The 26,534-nt window shown below is 55.9% G+C and carries 24 protein-coding genes and 1 tRNA gene; 15 read left to right on the forward strand and 10 right to left on the reverse strand.

The annotated features are described in order from the left end of the window. Positions 1-168: 168 nt before the first annotated feature. The gene (locus GY169_RS03865) at positions 169-2,457 is read left to right on the forward strand and encodes an FdhF/YdeP family oxidoreductase (RefSeq protein WP_167575021.1); all 2,289 of its coding nucleotides are present in this window, start codon (positions 169-171) and stop codon (positions 2,455-2,457) included. Positions 2,458-2,522: 65 nt separating this feature from the next. Here the strand turns inward: GY169_RS03865 and GY169_RS03870 are convergent, their stop codons facing one another. The 4 genes from GY169_RS03870 to murQ form a co-directional block, all read right to left on the reverse strand. Then, the gene (locus GY169_RS03870; protein WP_223882140.1) at positions 2,523-2,897 is read right to left on the reverse strand and encodes a DUF1090 domain-containing protein; all 375 of its coding nucleotides are present in this window, start codon (positions 2,895-2,897) and stop codon (positions 2,523-2,525) included. A 139-nt stretch (positions 2,898-3,036) separates the two neighbouring features. Next, on the reverse strand, positions 3,037-3,897 hold the full coding sequence (locus GY169_RS03875; RefSeq protein ID WP_167575022.1) for a MurR/RpiR family transcriptional regulator: 861 nt from the start codon (positions 3,895-3,897) through the stop codon (positions 3,037-3,039). A 58-nt stretch (positions 3,898-3,955) separates the two neighbouring features. Next, positions 3,956-5,314 carry a PTS transporter subunit EIIC gene (locus GY169_RS03880; RefSeq protein WP_167575023.1) on the reverse strand — a complete coding sequence of 453 codons (1,359 nt, stop codon included), beginning with the start codon at positions 5,312-5,314 and terminating at the stop codon, positions 3,956-3,958. After that, positions 5,304-6,218, reverse strand: a complete 915-nt coding sequence (gene murQ, locus GY169_RS03885; protein WP_167575024.1) for an N-acetylmuramic acid 6-phosphate etherase — start codon at positions 6,216-6,218, stop codon at positions 5,304-5,306. Before murQ ends, GY169_RS03880 begins: the two co-directional genes overlap by 11 nt. Before the next feature lie 190 nt (positions 6,219-6,408). Between murQ and GY169_RS03890 the strand changes: the two genes are divergently transcribed. The 13 genes from GY169_RS03890 to GY169_RS03950 all read left to right on the forward strand — a co-directional run bounded on the left by GY169_RS03890 (position 6,409) and on the right by GY169_RS03950 (position 18,835). Continuing rightward, a complete protein-coding gene (locus tag GY169_RS03890; protein ID WP_167575025.1) occupies positions 6,409-6,750 on the forward strand; it encodes a DUF1971 domain-containing protein in 342 nt (113 codons plus the stop codon). 57 nt (positions 6,751-6,807) lie between these two features. Next, entirely contained in the window at positions 6,808-7,011 is a 204-nt protein-coding gene (locus GY169_RS03895) for a hypothetical protein (protein ID WP_167575026.1), read from the forward strand. A gap of 563 nt (positions 7,012-7,574) precedes the next feature. After that, the gene (locus GY169_RS03900) at positions 7,575-8,141 is read left to right on the forward strand and encodes a hypothetical protein (protein WP_163449237.1); all 567 of its coding nucleotides are present in this window, start codon (positions 7,575-7,577) and stop codon (positions 8,139-8,141) included. Positions 8,142-8,297: 156 nt separating this feature from the next. Beyond that, complete coding sequence (gene fimA, locus GY169_RS03905) at positions 8,298-8,846, forward strand: type 1 fimbrial major subunit FimA (RefSeq protein WP_167575027.1); 549 nt, start codon at positions 8,298-8,300, stop codon at positions 8,844-8,846. A gap of 76 nt (positions 8,847-8,922) precedes the next feature. After that, positions 8,923-9,453, forward strand: coding sequence for a fimbrial protein (locus GY169_RS03910; RefSeq protein WP_411908119.1), 531 nt, complete (start codon positions 8,923-8,925; stop codon positions 9,451-9,453). Between the two features lie 59 nt (positions 9,454-9,512). Further along, positions 9,513-10,202, forward strand: a complete 690-nt coding sequence (locus GY169_RS03915) for a fimbria/pilus periplasmic chaperone (RefSeq protein WP_411908120.1) — start codon at positions 9,513-9,515, stop codon at positions 10,200-10,202. 116 nt (positions 10,203-10,318) lie between these two features. Then, positions 10,319-12,868 carry a fimbrial biogenesis usher protein gene (locus tag GY169_RS03920; protein ID WP_223882166.1) on the forward strand — a complete coding sequence of 850 codons (2,550 nt, stop codon included), beginning with the start codon at positions 10,319-10,321 and terminating at the stop codon, positions 12,866-12,868. Positions 12,869-12,875: 7 nt separating this feature from the next. Continuing rightward, complete coding sequence (locus GY169_RS03925; RefSeq protein ID WP_163449233.1) at positions 12,876-13,406, forward strand: fimbrial protein; 531 nt, start codon at positions 12,876-12,878, stop codon at positions 13,404-13,406. A 12-nt stretch (positions 13,407-13,418) separates the two neighbouring features. After that, positions 13,419-13,922, forward strand: a complete 504-nt coding sequence (locus GY169_RS03930) for a fimbrial protein (RefSeq protein ID WP_163449232.1) — start codon at positions 13,419-13,421, stop codon at positions 13,920-13,922. A 16-nt stretch (positions 13,923-13,938) separates the two neighbouring features. After that, positions 13,939-14,844: a fimbrial protein gene (locus tag GY169_RS03935; RefSeq protein WP_167575029.1), complete on the forward strand. Its 906-nt coding sequence runs from the start codon at positions 13,939-13,941 to the stop codon at positions 14,842-14,844. A 329-nt stretch (positions 14,845-15,173) separates the two neighbouring features. After that, entirely contained in the window at positions 15,174-16,544 is a 1,371-nt protein-coding gene (locus tag GY169_RS03940) for a pyridoxal-phosphate dependent enzyme (RefSeq protein WP_163449230.1), read from the forward strand. Between the two features lie 10 nt (positions 16,545-16,554). Beyond that, positions 16,555-17,700 (forward strand): trans-sulfuration enzyme family protein, encoded by a 1,146-nt coding sequence (locus tag GY169_RS03945; RefSeq protein ID WP_167575030.1) that lies wholly within the window; start codon positions 16,555-16,557, stop codon positions 17,698-17,700. A 163-nt stretch (positions 17,701-17,863) separates the two neighbouring features. Continuing rightward, on the forward strand, positions 17,864-18,835 hold the full coding sequence (locus GY169_RS03950; RefSeq protein ID WP_167575031.1) for a J domain-containing protein: 972 nt from the start codon (positions 17,864-17,866) through the stop codon (positions 18,833-18,835). A 75-nt stretch (positions 18,836-18,910) separates the two neighbouring features. Here GY169_RS03950 and GY169_RS03955 read toward each other — a convergent pair. Together GY169_RS03955 and GY169_RS03960 are read right to left on the reverse strand one after the other, a co-directional pair. Then, positions 18,911-18,986 (reverse strand) — tRNA-Phe (locus GY169_RS03955). Positions 18,987-19,091: 105 nt separating this feature from the next. Beyond that, positions 19,092-19,799 carry a DUF554 domain-containing protein gene (locus GY169_RS03960; protein WP_167575032.1) on the reverse strand — a complete coding sequence of 236 codons (708 nt, stop codon included), beginning with the start codon at positions 19,797-19,799 and terminating at the stop codon, positions 19,092-19,094. 417 nt (positions 19,800-20,216) lie between these two features. On the opposite strand from GY169_RS03960, the gene GY169_RS03965 reads away from it, so the two are divergent. Further along, positions 20,217-22,352: an ornithine decarboxylase gene (locus GY169_RS03965; protein WP_167575033.1), complete on the forward strand. Its 2,136-nt coding sequence runs from the start codon at positions 20,217-20,219 to the stop codon at positions 22,350-22,352. 119 nt (positions 22,353-22,471) lie between these two features. Here GY169_RS03965 and GY169_RS03970 read toward each other — a convergent pair whose 3' ends face one another. From GY169_RS03970 to mutY, 4 genes are all read right to left on the reverse strand, one after another. Beyond that, complete coding sequence (locus tag GY169_RS03970; RefSeq protein WP_167575034.1) at positions 22,472-23,728, reverse strand: nucleoside permease; 1,257 nt, start codon at positions 23,726-23,728, stop codon at positions 22,472-22,474. A 240-nt stretch (positions 23,729-23,968) separates the two neighbouring features. Continuing rightward, positions 23,969-25,051 (reverse strand): membrane-bound lytic murein transglycosylase MltC, encoded by a 1,083-nt coding sequence (gene mltC, locus GY169_RS03975; RefSeq protein WP_167577239.1) that lies wholly within the window; start codon positions 25,049-25,051, stop codon positions 23,969-23,971. 47 nt (positions 25,052-25,098) lie between these two features. Next, complete coding sequence (locus GY169_RS03980; protein WP_167575035.1) at positions 25,099-25,374, reverse strand: oxidative damage protection protein; 276 nt, start codon at positions 25,372-25,374, stop codon at positions 25,099-25,101. 26 nt (positions 25,375-25,400) lie between these two features. Then, positions 25,401-26,453, reverse strand: a complete 1,053-nt coding sequence (gene mutY, locus GY169_RS03985; protein ID WP_167575036.1) for an A/G-specific adenine glycosylase — start codon at positions 26,451-26,453, stop codon at positions 25,401-25,403. Positions 26,454-26,534: the final 81 nt, after the last annotated feature.

Consider the following 26,534-nt stretch of genomic DNA (forward strand, 5'->3'; position numbering starts at 1 on the left):
TTTTCGTGTGGCGGTGACGCATGAGAGGGAATCGCTATGCTCCCTCAGGGAGCCGCAGACTAATCCGTACAGCGTAGAGCCGCTGTACCTCGTGAAGAGGAAATCTTTGCTGAAGAGAAATTGCTACCGTATTCGCCATTGAAATTGCGTACAGAATAAGCGGTAAAAATGAGTAATGGCGTTCCAGGTGTAAGCGACTATCAAGGGCCGGCAGGTGGATGGGGAGCGGTAAAAGCGGTTACCGCATCGGTATTTTCACAAAAGGCCATCGCGCGCGATGTCATCGCGATGTTTCGCATGAATCAGGTAAAGGGTTTCGACTGTCCTGGCTGCGCGTGGCCGGACCCCAGCCATCGTTCGCCGATGGAGCTGTGTGAAAACGGCGTGAAAGCCGTCTCCTGGGAAACCACCAGCAAGAAAGCCTCCCCGGAATTCTTCCGCCAGCACACCGTGGCCGAGCTGTGGAAATACAGCGATTACGAGCTGGAGAACGTTGGCCGTCTGACGCATCCGATGAAGTACGACGCCGTCACCGATACCTGGCAGGCCGTCGAATGGCAGGTGGCATTTGCCGAAATCGGCGAACGCCTGCGCAGCTACGACTCCCCGGAACGTGTGGAGTTCTATACCTCCGGGCGTACCTCCAACGAAGCCGCGTTTCTTTACCAGCTATTTGCCCGCGAATACGGCAGCAACAACTTCCCGGACTGCTCCAACATGTGCCACGGGCCAACCAGCGCCGGGCTGACCAGCGCTATCGGGCTGGGGAAGGGTACCGTCGAACTGGATGATTTCGAGCACTGTGATTTGGTTATCTGCATCGGCCACAATCCGGGTACTAACCACCCACGGATGCTGACCACTCTGCGTGAAGTGGCGCAGCGCGGCGGGCGTATTATCTCTATCAATCCGTTGGCGGAGCGCGGTCTTGAACGTTTTAGCTTCCCGCAAAGCCCGACGGACATGCTGAAAGGCCATGCCACGACGCTCAGTAACGACTACTACCAGGTCAAAATGGGCGGCGACGCCTCGCTGCTGAAAGGTGTCATGAAGGCGCTGATTGAGATGGACGAAGCCAGAACCTTGCTTGGCCAGGAACCGTGCCTCGACCGCGCGTTCCTGGCTGAGCATACCCACGGCTATCAGGCGCTGTATGACGATCTGCATCGCTGTCACTGGGCGGATCTGGAACAGGACTCTGGTTTGAGTCGTAGCCAGATGGAAGACCTGGCCTACCGTTACGACCGCTCAAAAGCCACCATCATCTGCTATGGTCTGGGGATTACCCAGCATAAAAACGGCACCGAAAACGTCCAGCAACTGGTGAACCTGCTGCTGTTGAAGGGCAATATCGGCAAACCGGGCGCCGGTATCTGCCCGCTGCGCGGCCATTCCAACGTGCAGGGCGACCGTTCGGTCGGCATTAACGAGGCGGCGCCGGAAGCCTTTTTGTCGCGCCTGGAAGGGCACTTTGGCATTCGCGTACCTCGCAAGCATGGTCGCTCCAGCGTTGAGAGCATTCGCGCCATCGAGAGCGGTGACGCACAGGCGCTAATCTGCATGGGCGGCAATCTTGCCGTGGCGATGCCGCAACCACAGCGCACCTTTGAAGCGATGAAAAAGCTGGATTTGCAGGTCCACGTGGCGACCAAACTCAATCGCTCGCATCTGTTGATGGCGAAACATAACTACCTGTTCCCGGCGCTGGGGCGCACCGAGCGTGATATACAGGCGAGCGGCATCCAGTCGGTCACCGTCGAAGATTCCATGTCGATGGTGCACGCCTCCTGCGGCGCGCTGAAACCGGCATCGCGTTGGTTGAAGTCGGAGCCGGCGATTGTCGCCGGGCTGGCGCGCGCGACGTTACCTGACTCGCCGGTGAACTGGGAAGCGATGACCGATAACTATGCGTTGATTCGTGAGGCCATCGGCAGCGTGATTCCGGCGTTCGCCAACTATAACGCGCGCATCGCCGAACCGGGCGGCTTCCGTATGGATACGCCCGCGTCGCGACGCGAATGGCACACGGAGAGCGGTAAAGCGAACTTTGTGGTTAGCCGCCAGCGAGCGGTGGATCGTCAGAATCAGCCGGATGATGCGCTGGTGCTGGCGACGTTACGTAGCCATGACCAGTACAACACCACGATATACGGCATGAACGATCGCTACCGCGGGATTACCGGCCGTCGCGATGTGGCATTTTTAAGCCAGACGGAAGCCGAGGCGCGGGGGCTGGCGGCAGGCGACGTCATTAACATTCAAGCGCTGGAGGACAACGGCGAGCCGAGCATCGAACGTGCGATGTATGGATTGACGGTGGTGGTTTACAGCATGGCTGCCGGTTCGATTGGCGCCTATTTGCCGGAGGCGAACGTGCTGCTGTCACTTGATGCGGTGGATACCCAGAGCCTGACGCCTGCCTATAAGAGCGTGCCGGTCATCATTCGCAAAGCGTAGCGAGAGGGATAACGCGTCCACAACCCGGTTTAGCGGCCGGGTTGTTGCCTGGAACGATTGGGCTATCAGCGCTGTAATTCCGCCTGAGCCGCCGCCAGCTCTTCCTGGGCTTCATCCAGTTTCTGCTGTTTTTTAGCGACTTTATCCGAGCGCCCTGAGGCCTGAGCCTCTTTTAATTCCGCCTGGCGTTCGTTCACCTTCTCTTGTTTTTCGGCGACCTTCTGCTGACGTTCCTTTTGCAAAGAGGCATCGGTACAGTTGGCCTCAACCTCTTGCAGCGCGGTGGTCAGCCCGTTGACCCGATGCTGATTGTTGTGCGCGCGGGCATATTCAATCTGGCGGGTGATCTCTTGTTTTTTAGCGGCGCAGCCGGTTAATTCCGCGGCACTGACGCCCGTGCTGAAGCTGAAAAGGGCCGGTGCAATAACCAGAGTGCTCATTATTGTCTTTTTAATTAATAACATTTAATAGATATCCTGACGGTAATAAAAACAGAGCTTTAAGTTAAATCTTATACACTATCTGTTAATGAATGTTAAAAGGCAATGTTATTCGTGTGGATATTCAGCTAATTGATATTTATGGCGTGTTTCCGTTGTGCTGGCGTTTATTGATGGTGTGCAGCGCGGTGGACATGCTGTCCGGCGACACGAGGCTGTTAATGCGGAAGAAAAGAATATCAAAGGCGATCATCTGTAGGATTTGTGGCGTCACCATGCCAAGCTTCTCGTGCGCTTCGGTATAGCTATAGGGGATGACGTGTTTGGCAATTTGGCTGACTTTGTTTTTGCCATAGCGGGTGATGGCTATCGTGTGTGCCTCGCGTTCACGGGCCAGCTCCAGCGCTTCAACCACCTCCGCCGTTTCACCGCGCGCGGAGACCGCGAGAAGTACGTCGCCGGGCTGTAGTAAAGATGCCTGCACAATTTGCGTGTGGTAATCGTAGTTGAACTGCACGTTTAACCCACAGCGAATCAGCTTGTGATTGATATCCAGCGCGATCAGCGCCGAGGTCCCGATGCCGACGAGGACGATTTTGCGGCTGTCGATCAGTAACCGCGCGCAGATGTCGATAGTTTGCGGGTCGAGCAGATCCAGCGACTGGTCGATTTTGCTGGCAAACAGGACGCGGGATTTCTCCACCATCTGCTCAGTAGAGTCGCTGGCTTCAATACCTTCGTAGATCTCCTCGCGTGCACGCGCTTTTTGCGGATGGCTGGCCGCGGCGAGCCACAGCTTCAGCTCCGGAAAACCGCTACAGCCAAGCGCTTTGGCATAGCGGATGACGGAGGAATCGCTGATACCCAGTTCCTGCCCCATGCGGGTGGCGCTTAAATCGGAGATATCAAAATTCCGCTCAATCAGATACGTCGAGATACGTCGATCGCCGCCGTTTTTGGCGTGCGCCAGAGCCTGAATTTTGCTGATGATGGATTCCATTACGTACCTTTTTTCTCGTCATGGGGAAGGGCGCGTTGCGCCCTGTGCCTGATTATGACTATTCCTGCGGATCGGTAAAGCCCAGGATCATGGCGGCGACAAATCCAACCACCCATGCGCTGACGACCGCCAGCAGGAACGGCAGAATCTGCCCGGCGCCGACTAACGGCAGCAGCGATAGTCCTGCAGTACCAAACGGAATGATGATGCCTACCTTACAGGCGGCAATCACCGCACCGCCTGCCGCACCGCCGATGCAGCCTGCGATAAACGGTTTACCCAGCGGCAAGGAGACGCCGAACAGCAGCGGTTCACCGACACCGATGATACCCACCGGCAGCGCGCCGGAAATGGTTTTCTTCAGGCGCGAATTCTTCGTCTTCAGGTAGACATAGGCCGCCGCGCCCACCTGACCCATCCCGCCCATCGCGAGGATCGGGAACAGATAGTTCAGGCCAAAAGTATCGAGGATCTGCGCGTGAATGGGAATAAGCCCCTGATGTAAACCGGTCAGCAGCAGGAACAGGAAGCCGCCGCCAAGCAGCGCGCCAACCACAACAGAACCTGCGGAATTGTTGAGCAGGGAGAGCGCCACCAGGTCGCCCAGCCACTGATTAACCGCGTGCGCCAGCGGTTGCAGAATCAGCAGCGCGGCCAGCGAGGAGACCAGAATCGTCACCATGGGCGTTAAAATCAGATCCAGACTCTCTTTGCAGTAGCGGCGGAACCACAGCTCAAATTTCGCGGCAAAGACGCAGACCAGCAGCACGGCGAAAATCCCGCCGCCGCCCGGCGTTAATGCGCTGCCAAATAGCTTGATGTTGGCGAGATCCGGCGCGGCCAGCACGGCCGCCATCACTGCGCCGATGGCGGGAGACGCTTGCAGCTCTTTGGCGGTATTCATGCCGATCATCACCGCCAGCACCGTAAAGACCGCCTTCCCCATGACCGTCAGCAGGGCGAAGAGATCCTGATGGCTGGCGACAAACTCGGGGCCGATCAGGCGGCAGACGTTGACTAATCCAAGAATCAAACCGCAGCCGATCAGCGCCGGGATGGTAGGGACAAAAATGGCCGCCAGAATATTCAGGCAGCGGCGGATGGAGAAAGGTTTACGTTCTGCATCGTCGGCGGCGGCAGGGGCGATTCCCGCGCGATTCATGCGTTTAGTCAGGATCCCCGTCACCTTTGATGCCGTACCCGCGCCGACGATAATCTGAAACTGCTCTCCGGCGTCGACGGTGCCTTTGACTCCGTCCACTTTGCGCAGCGCTTCGGCGTTAAACAGGCTGCGATCGCGCAGGACCACGCGTACGCGGGTCATGCAGTTGGTCAGCGTGGCGACGTTGCCGAAGCCGCCAATATGGTGTTCGATGGCGTCAGCGATAAGCTCCAGATGTTCTATTTTATTGGCCATGAGTGGCTCCTGATAATAGCTGATCTTTTAGGGCGACAAAGGGTTGCGCGGCCATCGCAAGCGCCGCATCGGGAGAGAGGCCCAGCAGGTTGCTCAGCACCGCCGCGCGTACGTTGTAGTTCACCTGCTGGAGCTGCATTTGCGCCGTGGCGTTATCCACTTCGCAGATCTGCGCCACCATGTGCTCGGCGCGGCGCAACAGCTTTTCGTTCGAGGCTTTTACGTCAATCATCAGGTTGCCGTGCACGCGCCCCAGTTGAATCATGGTGGCGGTACTGATCATCCCCAGCAGCATCTTCTGCGCGGAGCCGCTTTTCATCCGCGTGGAACCGGCCAGCGCTTCGGCACCGACGTCCGGCGCTACCGCCACGTCCGCTTTTTCTGAGATAAGGCCAGGGCCGCGGGTGGTGAGCGCGATGGTCTTTGCGCCAGTCTGGCGCGCAAAGTCGAGCGCCGACATCACGAACGGCGTGCGTCCGCTGGCGGCGATACCCAGCACCACATCCCATTGACTCAGACCACGAGCGCGGAGTTCGGCAACCGCGGCGGCGCCGTCATCTTCTACGTTCTCTACGGCGCGCAGCATGGCGTCCAGCCCGCCGGCAATGACTGATTGAACCAGGTTTGGGTCGGTGCCAAATGTCGGTGGGCACTCGGCGGAGTCCAGCACGCCAAGCCGTCCGCTGGTGCCTGCGCCAACGTAAAACAGCCGACCACCGCTTTTCATCTGCCCGACAATCAGACGCACGGCCTCTTCCACCTGCGGAAGAACGCCGCGAATGGCGAGCGGAACGCGGGCGTCGTGCTCGTTGAGCAACGCCAGTATGTCCGGAAGCGGCAGGTCTGCCAGGTAGCGGGTATCGACATTCTGTTCTTGCACAATGGTGAAAGCGAGCGGGTTCATGCATTACCTCTGTTGATATTCGACATTTTTAATATAAATAAATGTCGAAATTCGACAATAAGCAACATGCAGAAATGTGATGCCGGGCGAAGAACGGTGCATACACGATAATGAGATTCATTATCAAAATGCTTTACAGCTCGATTTTTAAGTTGTATTTTAAATGCATGTTTTAGATCCGGAGGTTAATATGAGCCATCACAGAATCCCTAAAAACTGGACTATCAAACGTTCAGCCCCATTCTTCACAAAAGACAATGTCCCGGCAGCGCTGCTGAGCCATCACAATACCGCCGCCGGCATCTTTGGCCAGCTGTGTGTGATGGAAGGTACGGTGACCTACTACGGTTTCGCTGATGAGCAGGCCACGGAACCTGAAGTGAAGGTGGTTATCAATGCCGGTAGCTTCGCGACCAGCCCGCCGCAGTACTGGCACCGTATCGAAATGACCGACGACGCGCAGTTCAATATTAATTTCTGGGCCGAGCCGACATTCTCCGGTGAAGAAGTCTACAGCGCGAAAAAATCATAATCATGACGCACCTCCATCAATGAGTGGAGGTGCCTGGTCCAATGGCTGGAAAACGTTATGTTCAAATTCTTCCGACAATCGTTGATGTATGTCGATTATGGTGAGCAGGAGCTTTGCGGCGAGCAGGCCCTGTTGCACGTTGCGGAATACCAGCATTATCTTTCATCCAGCGCTTCTTTGCGCCCGGATCTGAGCCAGGAAAAGAGGGCTGACTCCACCTATTCAACGGGGTTGTATCATGGTAAGGCGCAGCGTTCCTGATCACGGTCTGCGCCTGGCGTTGTTTGTTATGTTCCCGTCTTAAATCTCCCGCCTCAACCCCATTTAAACGTCAAATTGATTCTATACTCACTATCGGGTAGCGATTTAGCGCATTTATTCCCTCTGATGAGTTAGGTTTAGCGGTGTGCAATGGGGTGAGATCAATAAATTTATTTTTGTTTAAATGGTGTAAATTGATTTAGATCAATTTATATGATTGTGAAAAATAAGTTAAATTGCGCATTCAGATATGCTCTTTACATAAAATTACAATTGGTTCGAGATACATATCAATACGAACAATTTCTTATTAATAGAAAAATCCTAAAATTAAATTATCTATTTGCTTGATCTTCTTATTTTTCTTTATTCATTGATCGATCAGGGCGATCTATATCCATAAAATCAATTGTTCATATCTATCAATAATAATTAATTGATCGTTTTTGACGATGTATATTCGCTGTGTATATAATTAAATCGAAGTTTGGCTTACGACTTTCTGGAAACAGGAATTATGGACATTAAATAGAATAAATCGGATCTGGATGTTGGGGTAATATATGAGGAAATGTATTATCTCGGATAACAGTTTTTTCCTTTTGGCATTGCAAGATGATGAAGTCATTCGGAGAGGGAATGTCGCAGCAATCCACTCCAGACAATTAAAATCTAACTGTTACTTACGTCCATCGGTCAGTGATATCTTCGTGGTATATATTTCTGATATTGCCGAGCGACACCGGATACTGAGTTTAATTGCTTCATTATGCTCTCATTGCCGAATTGTACTGTTATACAAGATGGAGGGGGCTCCCGGATGCGCCTTTCAGGGGCCATTCCCTTGGCTCATCTCTGAAAAGATAGGTTTTTCCGAGCTTTACTTGTGTCTGTATGAAGCCGGTAAATCTATGTTTGACCGGCGGGATTTCTCTGAACAAGAGTTGATTGTCTTTCGCTATCTATGCGAAGGCTACTCCGTTTCACAAATTAATAAATTAGCAGGACTCAGCGAAAAACATATTTATTATTTGCGGCAGAAAACTAAACGAATGTTTGGGTTGCGTGGGAATAATGCCGCGACAATGTCGTTTTATCTGGATATCTCTAAGCTGAATCGACGCTGGTGACGTTATTTCTGATATCCAGATAACGGTGCTGTTGTTGGGATGTGGTTGTCTTCACATAAATAATCGATGCGTGTCAGGCAGAACCTTCATTGCCTGCCTTTAGCGCTGTTTTTAACAAAGTGAGAATAATATTCTCCATTAATCAGGAGTACATTTATGGGCATTAATAAAGTTGCGCTGGTAATTATCTCTGCGCTTTCCTTCACCTCTGCGTCAGCGCTGGCGGACACGACGACGGTAAACGGCGGCACCGTGCATTTTAAAGGCGATGTGGTTAACGCGGCCTGCGCCGTGGATGCCGGTTCTATCGACCAGACGGTACAGATGGGTCAGGTTCGTTCGGCCAAACTGGCGACTGCGGGCAGCACCAGTTCCGCCGTCGGCTTTAACATCCAACTGAACGACTGCGATACCAGCGTTTCGACGAAGGCATCTGTGGCCTTCTCCGGCACAGCGGTTGATACCACCAACAACACCGTTCTGGCGCTGCAAGGGTCAGCATCGGGCGGCGCCACCAACGTGGGTATCCAGATCCTTGATAACAAAGGCAAACCGCTGGCACTCGATGGCGCGACCTTTAGCTCCGCGACCACTCTGAACGATGGTCCTAACGTGCTTCCGTTCCAGGCGCGTTACTACGCGACCGGCGCGGCCACGGCGGGTACCGCGAACGCCGACGCGACCTTCAAAGTTCAGTACGAGTAATCCAACCGGCAGGGACGCCACGAGGGCCAGGAAGGCCCGTCATCACGAGGGAATGGAGGTGATAGTCATGCGTTGGATGACAGGGTTACTGCTGATGTTTCTGCTGCCGATCGTCGCGCATGCTGGCAACCACTGGAACGTCACGTTACCCGGTGGTGGTTTACGTTTTCAGGGCGTTGTTATCGCCGAAGCCTGCAGCGTGGCGGCGGAAGATCGCCTGATGACGGTAAAAATGGGCCAGGTGGCCAGCCATCGTTTCCATGCGGTGGGCGAAGAATCTAATCCGATCGCTTTTGCTATTCATCTTGAAGATTGCAGTACGGCAGTCAGCCAGCACGTTGGCGTGTCGTTTCAGGGCGTCGCTGACGGTAAAGATCCTAACGTTCTCTCGGTGGGAGAGGGGGCGGGCATCGCTACCGGTATTGGCATTGCGCTGTTTGATGACCAGGGCGGATTAATTCCACTCAACCAGGCGCCCGTGCGCTGGGCGCGACTCTACGATGGGCCAACCACGCTGCATTTTGTGGCGAAATACCGTTCGACCGCACGTCAGGTCACCGGCGGTACGGCCAATGCGCAGGCCTGGTTCGCCTTGACCTACCAGTAATTAACCGGACGCAGGAAATGACGGTGAGTACAACAAGGGTAAACATGAAAAGAACGTTGATGATGATGCGCGGTGCGCTGGCGATGCTGCTGCTGATAGCGGCGAGCGGGGTAAGCCATTATGCGCACGCGGGTGTGGCGCTGGGGGCGACCCGGGTCATTTATCCGGCAGGGCAAAAGCAGGTCCCTCTGGCGGTCACCAATACCGACGAGAGCGGCACTTATCTGATTCAGTCCTGGGTGGAAAACGCCGACGGCGTTAAAGATGGTCGTTTTGTGGTGACGCCGCCGCTGTTCGCGATGCAGGGGAAAAAAGAGAACACGCTGCGTATTCTTGACGCGTCCAATAACCAGCTGCCGCAGGATCGGGAAAGCTTGTTCTGGATGAACGTGAAGGCGATTCCGGCGATGGATAAATCTAAGCTCAACGACAATACCCTGCAACTGGCGATTATCAGCCGTATCAAGCTTTACTATCGCCCGGCAAAACTGGCGATGCCGCCGGAGCAGGCCGTCGAAAAACTGACGTTCCGTCGCAGTGCCGGCACGCTTACGCTGATCAATCCCACGCCGTACTACCTGACGGTTACCGAGCTTAACGCTGGTACCCGCGTGCTGGAAAACGCGCTGGTGCCGCCGATGGGCGAGGCCCGGGTGAAAATACCGGATGATGCGGGCGGTGAAATTACTTTCAGAACCATTAATGACTATGGCGCGCTGACGCCGCGCATGATAGGCGCGATGCGTTAAGCCACAGGGCTGCCCCCATCCCTTGAACAGAATAAGAAATGATCGCCGGGTGATGTGAAACCGGAGGGACTATGCCATATCTGAAATTTGACCTCGCCTGTTTGCGGGTCTGGCGTATGCGGCAGCTTCCGGTTGCCATTTTGCTCGCGTCACCGACCTTTTTCGTTCAGGCGGAACTCTACTTTAACCCGCGCTTTCTGGCCGACGACCCTGCCGCTGTGGCGGATCTTTCCGGTTTTGAGAAGGGGCAGGAGCTGCCGCCGGGGACCTATCGCGTAGATATCTACCTTAACGACGGGTATATGACCACTCGCGATGTCACCTTCAACGCTCCTGAGGATGGCCATGGGCTGATGCCGTGCCTGACGCGCGGGCAGCTGGCCAGCATGGGGCTGAATGTCGCCGCCGTCGACGGGCTGCATGCGCTTGCCGCTGACGCCTGCGTACCCTTAACCGAGATGATTAAAGAGGCAACCATCCGTCTGGATGTCGGCCAGCAGCGACTGTACCTGACCATTCCTCAGGCCTTTATGGGGAACCAGGCGCGCGGCTATATTCCGCCGGAGCTGTGGGATAACGGTATCACTGCCGGATTGCTGAACTACAACTTCACCGGTAATCGCGTGCAGAACACGGTTGGCGGTAGCAGCCAGTATGCCTATTTAAACCTGCAAAGCGGGCTGAACGTCGGCCCATGGCGGTTGCGTGACAACAGTACCTGGAGCCACAGCAGCGGCTCGCAAAACGAGAACAAATGGCAGCATATCAATACCTGGCTGGAGCGCGATATCACGGCGTTACGCTCGCGGCTGACGCTGGGTGATAGCTATACCAACGGCGATATCTTTGACGGGATTAACTTCCGCGGCGCGCAATTGGCTTCCGATGACAACATGCTGCCGGACAGCCAGAAAGGCTTCGCGCCGGTTATTCACGGTATAGCGCGCGGTACCGCGCAGGTCTCTATCAAGCAAAACGGCTATGAGATTTACCACAGCACGGTGCCGCCTGGCCCCTTCACCATTAACGACCTCTATGCCGCGGGCAACGGCGGCGACCTGCAGGTCACGATCAAGGAGGCGGACGGCAGCAATCAAACCTTTACCGTACCGTATTCTTCCGTCCCGGTGCTGCAGAGGGAAGGGCACACGCGCTATGCGCTCACAGCCGGAAAATACCGTAGCGGCAACGAGCAGCAGGACGACCCGACGTTCTTTCAGGGCACCCTTATGCACGGGCTGGCGGCGGGATGGACGCTGTATGGTGGAAGCCAGCTGGCGGATCGCTATCGCGCGTTTAACTTCGGGGTCGGCAAGAACATGGGCAACCTGGGCGCGATGTCGGTGGACATTACCCAGGCCAACGCCACTCTACCCGACGACAGTCGGCAGCAGGGGCAGTCGGTGCGCTTCCTCTATAACAAATCGCTTAATGAATTAGGTACCAATATTCAGCTGGTGGGCTACCGCTACTCTACGCGCGGATATTTCAGCTTTGCCGATACCACCTATCAGCGTATGAGCGGGTACTCCGTGGTGACGGAAGATGGGCCGGTCTATGTGAAGCCGAAATTCACCGACTACTACAACCTTGCCTACAGCAAACGGGGCAAAGTGCAGGTCAGCGTAACCCAGCAGTTGGGGCGTACCGCCACGCTTTATGTGAGCGGCAGCCAGCAAACCTACTGGGGCACTCATAACGCGGATGAGCAATTCCAGGCCGGGCTGAATATGGCCGTGGACGATATTAACTGGACGTTGAGCTATAGCCTGACCAAAAACGCCTGGCAGGATGCCCGTGACCAGATGCTGGCGGTGAACGTCAACATTCCGTTCAGCCACTGGCTGCGCTCGGACAGCAAATCCGTCTGGCGGCACGCCAGCGCCAGCTACAGCATGTCCAACGATCTCAACGGTCGGATGAGCAACCTCGCAGGGCTGTACGGCACGCTGCTGGAGGATAACAACCTGAGTTACAACGTGCAGACCGGCTATGCCAGCGGCGGCGAGGGCAGCAGCGGGAGCACCGGCTATGCCGCGCTGAACTATCGCGGTGGCTACGGCAATGCCAACGTTGGCTACAGCCGTAGCGACGGGATTAAGCAGCTTTACTACGGCATGAGCGGCGGCGTGCTGGCTCACGCCAACGGCGTCACGCTGAGCCAGCCTCTCAATGACACGGTGGTGCTGGTCAGCGCGCCGGGGGCGAAAGGGACAAAAGTGGAAAATCAGACCGGGATACGCACCGACTGGCGCGGCTACGCCGTGCTGCCCTACGCCACTGAATACCGGGAAAACCGTGTGGCGCTGGACACCAACTCGCTGGCGGATAACGTCGATCTGGACGATGCGGTAGTGAACGTCGTACCGACTCACGGCGCGATTGTCCGCGCGGAGTTTAAGGCGCACGTCGGCATGAAGTTGCTGATGACGTTAATCCACAACGGTAAACCTGTGCCGTTTGGCGCGATGGTCACCTCGGACGGTAACCAGAACGGCAGCATCGTGGCTGATAATGGCCTCGTTTATCTCAGCGGCATGCCGCTGGCCGGAAAGGTGCAGGTGGCATGGGGGCAAGGCGCCAATGCGCGCTGTGAAGCGGAATATCGGTTACCTGATGAGAGCCAGCAGCAGTCGCTGATTCAGCTGTCGGCGACCTGCCGCTAAGGACATGATGATGACAAAACCTTTTTACCTGCTCAGCGCGTTGCTGTCGCTATCCGCCGCCAGCGCCCTGGCCGCAGATAGCACCATCACCATCAGCGGTTACGTACGAGATAACGGCTGCGCGGTGGCGGGCGAGTCGAAGGACTTTATCGTCGACCTGATGGATAACGCGGCTAAGCAGTTCAGTACCGTTGGCGCGACGACCCCCGCGATACCGTTTCGTATTGTTCTCTCACCTTGCGGCAGCGCGGTTAGCGCCGTGAAGGTTGGGTTTACTGGTGTGGCGGATAATGACAATACCCGCCTGTTGAAGCTTGACGGCGGCAGCGCTGCCGCCGCTGGCATGGGGGTGCAGATCCTTAACGATCAGCAGACAATGCTGCCGCTGAATGCCACGTCATCCGCTATTCCGTGGACGACGCTGAAGCCCGGTCAGAGCAATACGCTGAACTTTTATGCTCGCCTGATGGCCACGCAGGTTCCGGTCACGCCGGGCCACGTTAACGCCACGGCGACGTTCACTCTTGAATTTCAGTAAGTGGAGGCATCAATGAAATGGGCTTATTGCGGTGTGCTATCGGCAATCGCGCTGGTCGCCTTCTCTTCGGCGCTATGGGCCGCCGATGTGACGATTACGGTCAACGGTAAAGTGGTGGCGAAGCCGTGTACGGTATCAACCCGCAATGCCGACGTTGATCTTGGCGATCTCTACACCTTCAACCTACTTTCCGCTGGCTCAACCTCGCCCTGGCATGACGTCGCGCTGGATCTCAGCAACTGTCCGGTTGGCACATCGCGCGTCACCGCCAGCTTTAGCGGCACGGCAGATGCCACCGGCTATTACCAGAATCAGGGAACGGCCAGAAATATTCAGCTTGAGCTGCAGGACGCGGCGGGCAACACGCTCAATACCGGCGCGAAGACAACGGTGACGGTGGATGAGGCCTCGCAGTCCGCACGCTTTCCGCTGCAGGTGAGGGCGCTGTCGGTTAACGGCGGCGCTACCCAGGGAACCATTCAGGCGGTGATCAACGTCACCTATACCTACGCCTGACCAGGAGACGATCGTGATGAAGAGAGTGATAACCGTGTTGACGGTGCTGCTGATGGCCGGTTGGTCGTTTAATGCCTGGTCATTTGCCTGCCGGACCGCCAGCGGAACGACGATCCCTATCGGTGGCGGCAGCGCGAACGTGTATGTGGATCTGGCGCCTGAGGTGAACGTGGGGCAAAACCTGGTTGTCGATCTTTCGACGCAGATTTTTTGTCATAACGATTACCCGGAGACCATGACTGACTACGTTACGCTGCAACGGGGTTCGGCATACGGTGGCGTGTTGTCCAGTTTCTCCGGCACCGTCAAATACAACGGCTCCAGCTATCCGTTTCCGACCACCACGGAGACCGCGCGGCTAATTTACAACTCGAAAACCGATAAACCCTGGCCCACGATGCTCTATCTGACGCCGATTAGCTCCGCCGGCGGCGTGGCAATTAGCGCCGGAACGCTTATTGCCGTTCTGATCCTTCGCCAGACCAACAATAAAAATAACGACGATTTCCAGTTTGTCTGGAATATCTACGCCAACAACAATGTGGTGGTGCCTACCGGAGGCTGTGACGTCTCTGCGCGAGACGTCACGGTGACGCTGCCGGATTACCCCGGTTCAACATCCATTCCGCTGACGGTTTACTGTGCGCAGAGTCAAAAGCTCAGTTACTACCTGTCGGGTACGACGGAGGATTCGGCGAACTCCATTTTCACCAACACCGCATCGGCTTCGCCCGCGAGTGGGGTTGGCGTCCAGCTTACCCGTAACGGTAGCGTTGTGCCTGCCAACAGCACGGTATCGCTTGGCACGGTAAGCACCTCGGCCGTGAGCCTTGGCTTGACCGCCAACTATGCGCGAACCCACGGCCAGGTAACGGCGGGCAACGTACAGTCGATTATTGGCGTGACGTTTGTTTATCAGTGACAGGAACCCGCCTTTGCGGCGGGTTCCTCAACGCGTCATCTCGCCAGCAACCCCAAGCCGGCGGCGAGAACTCCTTAGATAAAGTTCAACAATAGAAAGCTGTGATGCGGCAAAAGGCGCATTCTGAAGCCGCTTTGGTGGCTGAAAATACGGCAAATTCCCCCATTTTTAGCCATCAATCCCTCTGTACGACTAAACGTCTCTCTATCCACATGTCTAAATAGCAGGTCATATTCCAATTTGCGCTAACGAGCAGATAAAGGTTCTTTATCATCCATTTTTTACAGTCCTACACTCTGGTCGTTGCTCATATATCAGGATTAAAGCGTATGACCGTTTACCATTCCGTCACCGAACTTATCGGCCAGACGCCGGTACTGCAGCTGCATAAGCTGGATACCGGACCGTGCAGCCTGTTTCTGAAACTGGAAAACCAGAATCCCGGCGGTTCAATCAAGGACCGGGTGGCGCTGTCGATGATCGACGAGGCGCAAAAGCAGGGGCTGCTGCAGCCTGGCGGTACCATTGTTGAAGCGACCGCAGGCAATACCGGGCTTGGGTTGGCGCTGATTGCCGCCCAGCGCGGGTACAAGCTTATCCTTGTCGTACCGGACAAAATGAGCCGCGAGAAGATTTTCCACCTCCGCGCCCTTGGTGCTCAGGTGGTGTTGACCCGCTCTGACGTTGGCAAGGGGCATCCGGCGTACTATCAGGACTACGCGCAGCGGCTGGCGAAAACGCTCCCCGGCGCTTTTTACATTGACCAGTTCAATAACGCCGCCAATCCGTTGGCTCACACCACGACTACCGCGCCGGAGCTGTATCAGCAACTCGACGGGCAGATTGATGCCATCGTCGTTGGCGTGGGTTCAGGCGGTACGCTGGGCGGCCTGCAGGCATGGTTCGCCGAACACTCGCCGCACACCGAGTTTGTGCTGGCCGATCCGGCCGGATCGATCCTCGCCGATCAGGTCGAAAGCGGCCGTTATCAGGAAGCGGGATCCTGGCTGGTTGAAGGAATTGGCGAAGATTTTATCCCGCCATTAGCGCACATCAATAACGTACGTAAGGCATTACGCATCAGCGATCGTGAAGCCTTCACTACCGCTCGCGAACTCCTGCAGGTGGAAGGGATTCTGGCGGGCTCTTCAAGCGGCACGCTGCTGGCGGCGGCGCTGCGCTACTGTCGCGCGCAAACCACGCCTAAACGGGTGGTGACCTTTGCCTGCGACAGCGGCAATAAGTACCTGTCGAAAATGTTCAACGACGACTGGATGCGCCAGCAGGGCCTGCTGGCCCGCACACAGCGTGGTGATCTGAGTGATTTTATTGCCCTACGCCACGATGAAGGCGCCACCGTCACCGCCGCTCCCGACGATACCCTGGCCGCCGTGCTGGCTCGTATGCGCCTGTATGACATCTCACAGCTCCCGGTGCTGGAAGAGGGAAGGGTGGTGGGAATCGTCGATGAGTGGGATTTGCTGAGCCACGTGCAGGGCGACAGCCAACGCTTTGGTTTGCCGGTGCGCGAAGCCATGACGCAGGAGGTTGAAACCCTCGATATCACCGCGCCTGAGAGCGCGCTGAAACCGATTTTTGATCGCGGCCAGGTGGCCGTGGTGGTGGATAACGAGCGCTTTCTCGGCCTTATTACCCGTAGCGATCTCCTCACGAGCTGGCGCAATCGTCTTGAACAATAAGGAATGAATAATGAAAACTTTCGACACTCTAAGCGTACACAGCGGCACTTTTACCGATAGCCACGGCGCGGTGATGCCGCCGATTTACGCAACATCAACCTATGCCCAACCGGCACCGGGCCAGCACAGCGGCTATGAATATTCGCGAAGCGGCAACCCGACGCGAACGGCGCTGGAGACCGCGATTGCTGAGCTGGAAGGCGGCAGCCGCGGCTACGCCTTTGCTTCTGGCCTGGCGGCCATCTCAACGGTACTGGAGCTGCTGGATAAAGACAGCCATATCGTTGCCGTCGATGATGTGTATGGTGGAACCTACCGGCTGATTGAAAACGTGCGTCGGCGCAGCGCAGGGCTGCAGGTGAGCTGGGTCAAACCTGGTTCGCTCCCGGCGCTGGAAGCGGCTATCCGCCCGGAAACGCGCATGATTTGGGTCGAGACGCCGACCAACCCCTTGCTGAAACTGGCCGATCTGGAGGCAATCGCCAGCATCGCCCGCCGCCATAAGCTCATCAGCGTGGCGGATAACACCTTTGCCTCGCCGGTTATTCAGCGCCCGCTGGCTTTCGGCTTTGATATTGTGGTGCATTCCGCCACCAAATACCTCAACGGCCACTCGGACGTTGTCGCCGGTCTTGCGGTGGTGGGCGATAACCCGACGCTGGCGGAGCAGCTTGGCTATCTGCAAAACGCCGTTGGCGGGGTGCTCGATCCGTTCAGTAGCTTCCTGACCCTGCGCGGGATCCGCACGCTGTCGCTGCGCATGGAACGCCACAGCAGCAATGCGCTGGCGCTTGCCCAGTGGCTTGAGCAGCAGCCGCAGGTGGAAAAGGTCTGGTTCCCATGGCTGGAATCGCACCCCGACTATGCGCTCGCCCGCCGCCAGATGGCGCAGCCGGGAGGGATGATCTCGATCGTGGTAAAAGGCGATGCCGAACGGGCAGAAGCTGTGATCAAAAAGTTGCGCCTGTTTACGCTCGCTGAGAGCCTGGGCGGCGTGGAAAGCCTGGTCAGCCAGCCGTTCAGCATGACCCATGCGTCTATCCCGCTGGAGCAGCGACTCGCCAACGGCATTACGCCACAGCTGATTCGCCTCTCAGTGGGCATTGAAGGGGTTGATGATTTGCGCGACGATTTGCGGCAGGCGCTGGCAGAGTAACGATATTAACCGCCGTCAGTTCGACTTAAGTCTATACTTCATATCGAAAATCTAAGCGACTGAAATAACGTCACTTATAATATGACATAGCGGCTGACGGCGCACCGGAACGAGTGCTACTCTGCGATCCATTCCCACGGTCAGGACGCCGAGCAAACGCCCCATGAGTAAACCCATCAAGCGGCTGGAAATCATCAAAAATGCCATTGAACTGGAAGATGATGAGATCATTGCCAGTCAGATTTCGCACCTGAAAGGCGACATTGACGATCCGGCGATTGACGCCATCATTCAGGCGCTGGAGTCCCGGCGCTATGGTGAGGCGATGAACGCCATCGTCAGCTGGCTGCAAAGCCAGCGCTCGATGACTCACTGGCAGGATCCGCGCATTGCGGCCAGCAAACTGGAGCTAAAAGCGCTGGAAACCCAGCTACAGGCGCTGCTTGATGCCAGGAACGCAAGGCTGACCCAGCTTGATGAGTTTAACGATCTTTATATGCAGCATCTGGGGCCGCTGATGGCCGAGGTGCTGAGGCTGCGAAAGATCCTGGCGGAAGCCTCGCTGCGCAAGCGAGCCGAAATGTGTCATGACGACGATTCCCGCGAACAACGTGCGCGTGACGAAGCGCGCGAACAGTATGACACCTGGCGCGATCAGCAGCAAAAAGCGCAAAAACGCCGCGAGCATCATGAAAATATGGCGCAGGAGGATCGTCAGGAACTCAAACGATTGTGGCGCCAGGCGAGTAAGCTTTGTCACCCGGATCTGGTCGACGATGCGCTGAAGGCGGAAGCTAACGAGATGATGGCCCAGCTCAATCAGGCCCGACAACGTGGCGATCTGCCGACTATTCGTAATCTGCTAGCCCGACTCATGCGCGAGCATGAGCCAATGATGGCGAGCGAAAGGCTGAACGATCTCACGCTACTGCTGCGTAAAATCAGCGCCACGCAGCAGCAAATTGCCAGCCTGCAGGACGAAATGCTCGCGCTTGAGAAAGAGAAATCCTGGCTGCTGGTGTCAACGCTTGCCGACCCACAGGCCTATTTTCGCCAGCAGGAAAAAGCGCTGTCGAACACGATCGCCACTCTGCGCAAGCGCATCTTTGAGTCAGGGTTGGATGAGGTGGCGTAGCTATTTCTGGAAGCGGAAATTTATCGGAACGCCAGAAAGCAAAAACCCAGCCATAGGCTGGGTTTTCTGAATAAGTGGTGCCCGGACTCGGAATCGAACCAAGGACACGGGGATTTTCAATCCCCTGCTCTACCGACTGAGCTATCCGGGCAACGGGGCGCATTAAACCGTAATCGCCTCGCCTCGTCAACGAAAATTATAAATTTTGCGGCGAGTTGCACAATCTATCATCACCTTGCGTATTTTGCACGCGACGTCAGGCAAAAAAGGCGGTCCAGGCGGCAGAAATGGGCATTGCCAGCAGCAGCGCGGGCAGCATATTCACCACGGCGAACATCTTGATTCCGCAGATGCGCAGGCCGGTGGCCAGCAGCAGCAGGCCGCCGACGGCGGTGAAATCGGCCATCATTGCAGGGGTGGTGAGCGGGAGGATCATAAAGGCGCAAAACGCCAGCGTCAGCTGGATGGCCAGCATCGGCACGCTGATGGCACAGACGGCAAAGCCGAGCGAGCAGGCGAAAATCATGGCGGTAAAGAAATCGAGAAACGACTTGGCGATGAGTATGGTCGGGTCGCCGGTCATCCCTTCGTGCATCGAGCCAAAAATCCCGGTACCACTCGCGCAGAACAAGACGATAATCGCCACGAAGCTCTGGATGACGTTTTCATGCTCCCGGCTTTTGCCCGGCTTGAGCAGCCGCTTCTGCATCCAGGAAACGCCGTTATTGATCCCTTTTTCCAGATAGCAAAACTCACCGATCAGCGCCCCCATCAGTGTGGCCAGCACCATCACCGGCATATTGGCGCACTTGATTACCAGCAGCAGGCCAATACCCAGCGAGGCGAGGCCGAAGATCGAGGTCATGGAGACGCGAATACGCTCCGGAAGACGCTGGCTTAACAGCGCGCCGATCAAACCGCCGACGAGCACTGCCCCGGCATTAATAAATGGGCCAATTACCACGTTAACTCCTGTTACTTATCGATAAGTCCTGCATTATTATGGACTGATTAATCGGTTCAGTGCTTGTTTCTCCGTGGTATTAGTGCATAAAAATTTCGTCTTGCACCCTCTGGTGAATGGTGCCATGATTGCGCGAAATTTCTCCTTTCCTGAATCGGGGCCGCCTGCAATGACATCTTTGCCATTACATCGCCAATGCCGCTTCGCCTACTCGCGAAGGTCTGCCCCATTCTCTTTGCTCACCATGCGGTGACGCCAACGCACGCTCACTGCAGGACAACAGTAAGATTAGACCATGTCTGCTTTTACTGATGTCTGGCGGTCGGAGCTGTAACCCAGTTGCACCCAGACGCTTCGTGGGGCAGAGCCAATGCTCTGCCCAGGACTTTTACTCTCCCTGAGTGGGTCGTTGCGCTTATGAAATCAATGAACATTGCTGCCAGTCGTGAACTGGTCTCTCGCCTTTCCACCCATCGTGACGTGGTGGCGCTGGATAGTACCGACTTTACCGATGTGGCAGCAGTCGTCATTACCGTGGCCGACAGCCACAGCGGCATTCTTGCGTTACTCAAACGCACCGGATTTAAGCTGCCGGTGTTCGTGCTGACGAGCGATGATATCAGCGTGCCAAACGGCGTAAATGCGGTCATCAGCGGTAAAGCTCAGGAGTGGCTGGAACTGGAAACCGCCGCCTGTCGCTATGAAGAAGAGCTGCTGCCGCCGTTTTTTAATACCCTGACTCAGTACGTTGAAATGGGTAACAGCACCTTCGCCTGTCCGGGGCATCAGCACGGCGCGTTCTTTAAAAAACATCCGGCGGGCCGCCAGTTTTATGACTTCTTCGGTGAGAACGTCTTTCGTGCCGACATGTGCAACGCCGACGTGAAGCTCGGTGACCTGCTGATTCACGAAGGCTCTGCCAAGCACGCGCAGAAGTTTGCCGCGAAGGTGTTCCACGCCGATAAAACCTACTTTGTGCTGAACGGCACCTCCGCCGCCAATAAGGTGGTGACCAATGCTCTGCTGGCCCGCGGCGACCTGGTGCTGTTCGACCGCAATAACCACAAATCGAACCACCATGGTGCGTTGATTCAGGCTGGCGCGACGCCGGTCTATCTGGAAGCGGCGCGTAATCCGTTCGGTTTTATCGGCGGCATTGATGAGCACTGCTTTGACGAGCGTTACCTGCGCGAACAGATTCGTGAAGCCGCGCCGGAGAAAGCCGATGATGCGCGTCCGTTCCGCCTGGCGATCATTCAGCTGGGCACCTATGACGGCACTATTTACAATGCGCGTCAGGTGGTGGATAAAATCGGCCACCTTTGCGACTACATCCTGTTTGACTCCGCATGGGTAGGCTATGAACAGTTTATCGATATGATGTCCGACACCTCGCCGCTGCTGCTGGATCTTAACGAAAACGATCCGGGCATTTTCGTTACTCAATCGGTACACAAACAGCAGGCGGGCTTCTCGCAGACCTCGCAGATCCACAAAAAAGATAACCATATTCGCGGCCAGGCGCGCTTTTGCCCGCACAAACGGCTGAACAACGCCTTTATGCTGCACGCCTCAACCAGCCCGTTTTATCCGCTGTTTGCGGCGCTGGATATCAACGCCAAAATCCACGAAGGGGAGAGCGGGCGCCGTCTGTGGGCAGAGTGCGTCGAGCTGGGGATTGAAGCGCGTAAGGCGATTGTGGCGAACTGTAAGATGATCCAGCCGTTTATCCCGCCCATGGTTGATGGTCGCCCGTGGCAGGATCACCCAACCAAAGCGATTGCCAGCGAGCGTCGCTTCTTTAGCTTCGCGCCTGGCGCACGCTGGCACGGTTTCGAGGGCTATGCGCAGGATCAGTACTTCGTGGATCCGTGCAAATTGCTGCTGACCACGCCGGGGATCGACGCGGAAACCGGGCAATATACCGAGTTCGGCATTCCGGCGACGATTCTTGCCCACTATCTGCGTGAGAACGGTATCGTGCCGGAGAAATGCGACCTGAATTCGATCCTGTTCCTGCTAACCCCTGCGGAAACGCCGGAAAAAATGGCGCAGCTGGTGGCAATGCTCGGCCAGTTTGAACAGCATATCGAGGACGATACGCCGCTAGCCGACGTGCTGCCGACTATCTACAACAAGTATCCGGTACGTTACCGTGACTATACGCTACGCGAGCTGTGTCAGGAGATGCACAATCTTTACGTCAGCTTTGACGTCAAGGACCTGCAAAAGGCGATGTTCCGCAAAGAGAGTTTGCCGCAAGTGGTGATGAACCCGCAGGACGCCAACAGCGAGTTTATTCGCGGTAATGTTGAGCTGGTGCGCATCAGCGAAGCGGAAGGGCGCATTGCCGCTGAAGGCGCGCTGCCGTATCCACCGGGCGTGCTGTGCGTGGTGCCGGGGGAAGTGTGGGGCGGTGCGGTACAGCGTTATTTCCTGGCGCTGGAAGAGGGCGTGAACCTGCTGCCGGGCTTTTCGCCGGAGCTTCAGGGGGTGTACAGCGAGAAGGATGCTGACGGGATTAGTCGGCTGTATGGGTATGTTTTGAAGTAAGGTGCGGGGACGTCCCCTCACCCTAACCCTCTCCCCGTGGGGGAGAGGGGACCGCCAGGTGCGGTGATTAACAATAGAACCGGGTTCCCTCTCCTCCGTGGGAAGAGAGGGACGAAGCCTTAATGCACAACTGGCTGTGCTCCCGGGGCAATACGCTCGTGTTTGTATTTAAACAGCCCAACAAACGCCACCGCCAGCACCAGCGAGTAGCCGGCGAAAATCAGCCATACGCTCTGCCAGTCGGTAATACCGTCTACGGTGTACATCTCCACCACTTTCCCGCTCGCCATGCCGCCGAGAATGCAGCCGAAGCCGTTGGTCATCATCAGGAACATACCCTGCGCGCTGGCGCGAATTTCCGGGCGGACTTCTTTCTCAACGAATACCGAACCGGAGATGTTGAAGAAGTCGAAGGCGCAGCCGTAAACAATCATCGACAGCACCAGCAGCACGGTGCCAAACGGCGTCGGGTCGCCGTAGGCGAACAGGCCGAAGCGCAGCATCCACGCGAAGATACTAATCAGCATCACATTCTTGATACCGTAACGGCTTAAGAAGAACGGAATGGTGAGGATGAACAGCGTCTCGGAGATTTGTGAAATCGACATCATCACCGAGGCGTGCTGCACGATAAAGCTGGTGGCAAACAGCGGATCTTTATCAAAGCTGTGCAGGAAGGTGTTGCCGAACATGTTGGTGATCTGCAGTTCCGCGCCCAGCATCATGGAAAAGATAAAGAAGATCGCCATGCGTTTGTTTTTAAACAGCGCAAAGGCGTCCAGCCCCAGCATGCTGCTCCAGCTTTGTTTCTGCTGCTGGTTAGAAACGGGAATGTGCGGCAGTGTCAGAGTGAACAGCACCAGCACGACCGACAGCGCAGCGCCAATGTACAGCTGCATATGGCTCAGCTCGAAGCCGGAGAAGCTCACCGCCCACATCGCCAGAATAAAGCCGATGGTGCCCCAGATGCGGATTGGCGGGAAGTCAGTAACGATGTCCATGCCCGCCGATTTCAGGCGGTAGTAGGAGATGGTGTTAATCAGGCCCAGCGTTGGCATATAGGCCAGCGAGTTAAGCAGAATAACGAAGAACATCGCCCCCGGCGTGGTGACCTCGGCGGCCATAAATAACGTTCCTGCCCCCACCAGGTGACAAAAAGCATAGACCCACTTGGCGCTAATCCATTTATCCGCCACGATGCCCAGCAGCGTTGGCATAAAGACGGCGGCGATACCCAGTGAGCTGTACACCGCGCCGATAGAGGCACCATCGAACTTCAGCGTTACAAACATGTACGAGCCCAGCGTGGTTAGCCAGCTCCCCCACAGGCAGAACTGCAGGAAGGACAGTATCTTAAGCTGCAGCTTTAAATTCATGTTAATTTCCTCACAAATAGGACCGGACAGGCGTTCGCGTAATAACATCCGAAGGCATTATTTGTGCTGATTCTATCAATGGCTGTGATGAGACATTGTTAAGCGCCGCAAAAAATTGCAATTATTTTTACTTTGCACAACGAAATAGTGACAAAACTAACATTTCTGTAGGAAGTTCAGGTGGGGAAGCCGCTTCACCCTGGGAATATCGGGAGGAAGCGGCTGCGTTTGTGAGAATTGTTACTTACGGCGATAGCTTTTCTGCGCCGTATTCACCTTGTAGAGATAGCGACGCGATTCCGCCGACGGATGGCGGGTGGTCAGCGTCTGATAGACGTCCCCTGGCGACATGCTGTTAATGATGTTCGCCGCCTGCACCTTATCGTCAGAGAAGACGCGCAGCACGCTGCCCGCGCCGCCGTTATAGGCGGTAATCACCGCATAGCGGCGTGACGTTGGGTTGTCGATACCGCCAAGGTAGATATTGTTGAGGATCGCCAGATAGGCGGTCCCGGTATCGATGTTGCTGGCTGGATCGAACAGGAAGCTACGGCTTGGCGTGCCGGATTTCCCCTGCGAGCGGAAGACGTCTTTCCCGGCGGTATGCTGCACCACCTGCATCAGCCCCATCGCGTCGGAACGGCTGACCGCATACGGGTTGAAGGACGATTCAGTCTGCATAATTGCCAGAATCAACGATTCGTCGATGCCGTATTTGCGTGAAGCCTGCCGCACCATACCCAGATATTTGTGCGCACGTTTATCAAGGTGGTTCGGCACCAGATTAATGGTCACGCTATAAATAATGTGCAGGCCATTGCTGCGTTTTTTCATCCGTGTTTGCAGCAGATAGTCGGCGAAGCGCGCGGCGCGCCACTCCCAGCGAATAGCCTCGCCGGTGTTATCGACCACCTGGCCGTACAGGAACGGCTCTTTGGAAATCTGAATGTCGTCGGCGTCGGAGTAAAGGTCGACCGAGCTGGGGTCGTCACCCATCAGCAGCGTGGTAATGATGGCCTGGCGCAGGCGCGCAGCGGGGTCGGTACCGGCGATGGTCTCGACGGTAATGGTACCGTCATCGAAGTTGATATGGCTACGCGTCTGGTAGCCATCGGTGTATTTAACGTAGTCTTTCGGCCCGGCGATCAGAACTTCGTTAAACCCCCAGATGTTTTCAATATTATGGGCGAACTGACCCATCAGAATGTCAAAACCGTTGGTGTCTTTTACCCAGGCTTCATTGTAGGCATCGCCCTTTTTTGAACCCGAGCAGGAAACAAGCAACGGCGCTATCAATGCCAGTGCAAATATTCTTTTTTTCATCATTCCGGGAGCGCGTGTTGTTGTTGTCTTAAAGGGCCGTCGGGCCCTTACTGTTTTTCTGGCGGCGTGTAGCCTTCAATGTGCACATCTTTGCCTTCAAACAGGAAGTTAACCATTTCCTCTTCCAGAAGCTTACGGTGCTCCACATTCATCATATTGAGTTTCTTTTCATTGATGAGCATGGTTTGCTTGTGCTGCCACTGCTTCCAGGCTTCTTTCGAAATCTCGTTATAGATGCGCTTTCCCAGCTCGCCGGGGTAGAGCTGGAAATCCTGTCCTTCGGCGTCGCACTGCAGGAAAGTACAAAAAATGGTTCTGCTCATAATCAATCCTCTTATTTCGCCGCTCGTTAAACGAGTGAATCGGCGCGTAACTGCTGCAACAGGCGCTCAACCGGTGCGGCCAACCCAACGACGGGCGGCTGGGCTAAGTTATACCAGAGAGCGCTGCCTTCATCCATGCATGAGGCGAATGAGGACACACTAAGCCACATAGGCACAATGTCCAGATGGAAATGACTGAAAGTGTGGCGGAAAGCGGTAAGCTGGGTCAGCTTGTCTGCCGGAATCTGCCGCTCGGCCAGCCAGTCGCGCAGCGCCGCTTCATCGGCAAACTGCGGGAAACAGTATAGACCGCCCCACAGGCCGCTAGGCGGGCGCTGCTGTAAAAACACCTCGCGGTCGTGCTGCATCATCAGAAAATAGCCGGTACGCTCGGGGATGGTCTGCTTCGGTTTTTTACCTGGATACTGCGCCCAACTGCCGTTGGCGGCGGCGATGCAGCCTTTTTCCAGCGGGCAGAGCGAGCACTTGGGTTTTGAGCGGGTACACACCATCGCGCCCAGATCCATCATCGCCTGATTAAAACGCGAAACGCCATTGGCAGGAGTGACCTGTTCGCTGATCTCCCACAGCTGTTTTTCGACCTCTTTTTTCCCCGGCCAGCCGTCCACTGCATAACAACGCGCCAGCACGCGCTTTACGTTGCCGTCGAGAATGGGAAAGTGTTTACCGAGCGACAGCGATAAAATCGCCCCGGCGGTAGAACGGCCTACGCCGGGCAGCGCCGCCACTTCGTCAAACGTTTCCGGAAAACGGCCATGGTGCAGCGTGGCGACCTGCTGAGCGGCCTTGTGCAGGTTACGCGCGCGGGCGTAGTAGCCCAGGCCGGTCCACAGATGCAGGACGTCGTCCAGCGGCGCGTTCGCGAGGTCGGTGACGGTGGGAAAGCGTGACATAAACCGCTCAAAATAAGGGATAACTGTGGCAACCTGAGTCTGTTGCAGCATCACCTCAGACAGCCATACTTTGTAGGGCGTCTTTTCAATTTGCCAGGGCAGGGTTTTACGCCCGTATTTGTCGTACCAGTCCAGCACCTGGGCTGAAAATTGAGACGCTTGCATAGTCAAAACCGTGCTTCCGATATCGTGCGATTAGGGTGCCAGATTGCAGCACAGCGGTACTATGCTGTAAACAGGAACTTT

This window comes from Kluyvera genomosp. 3 (assembly GCF_011765685.1).
GTDB lineage: Bacteria > Pseudomonadota > Gammaproteobacteria > Enterobacterales > Enterobacteriaceae > Kluyvera > Kluyvera georgiana_A.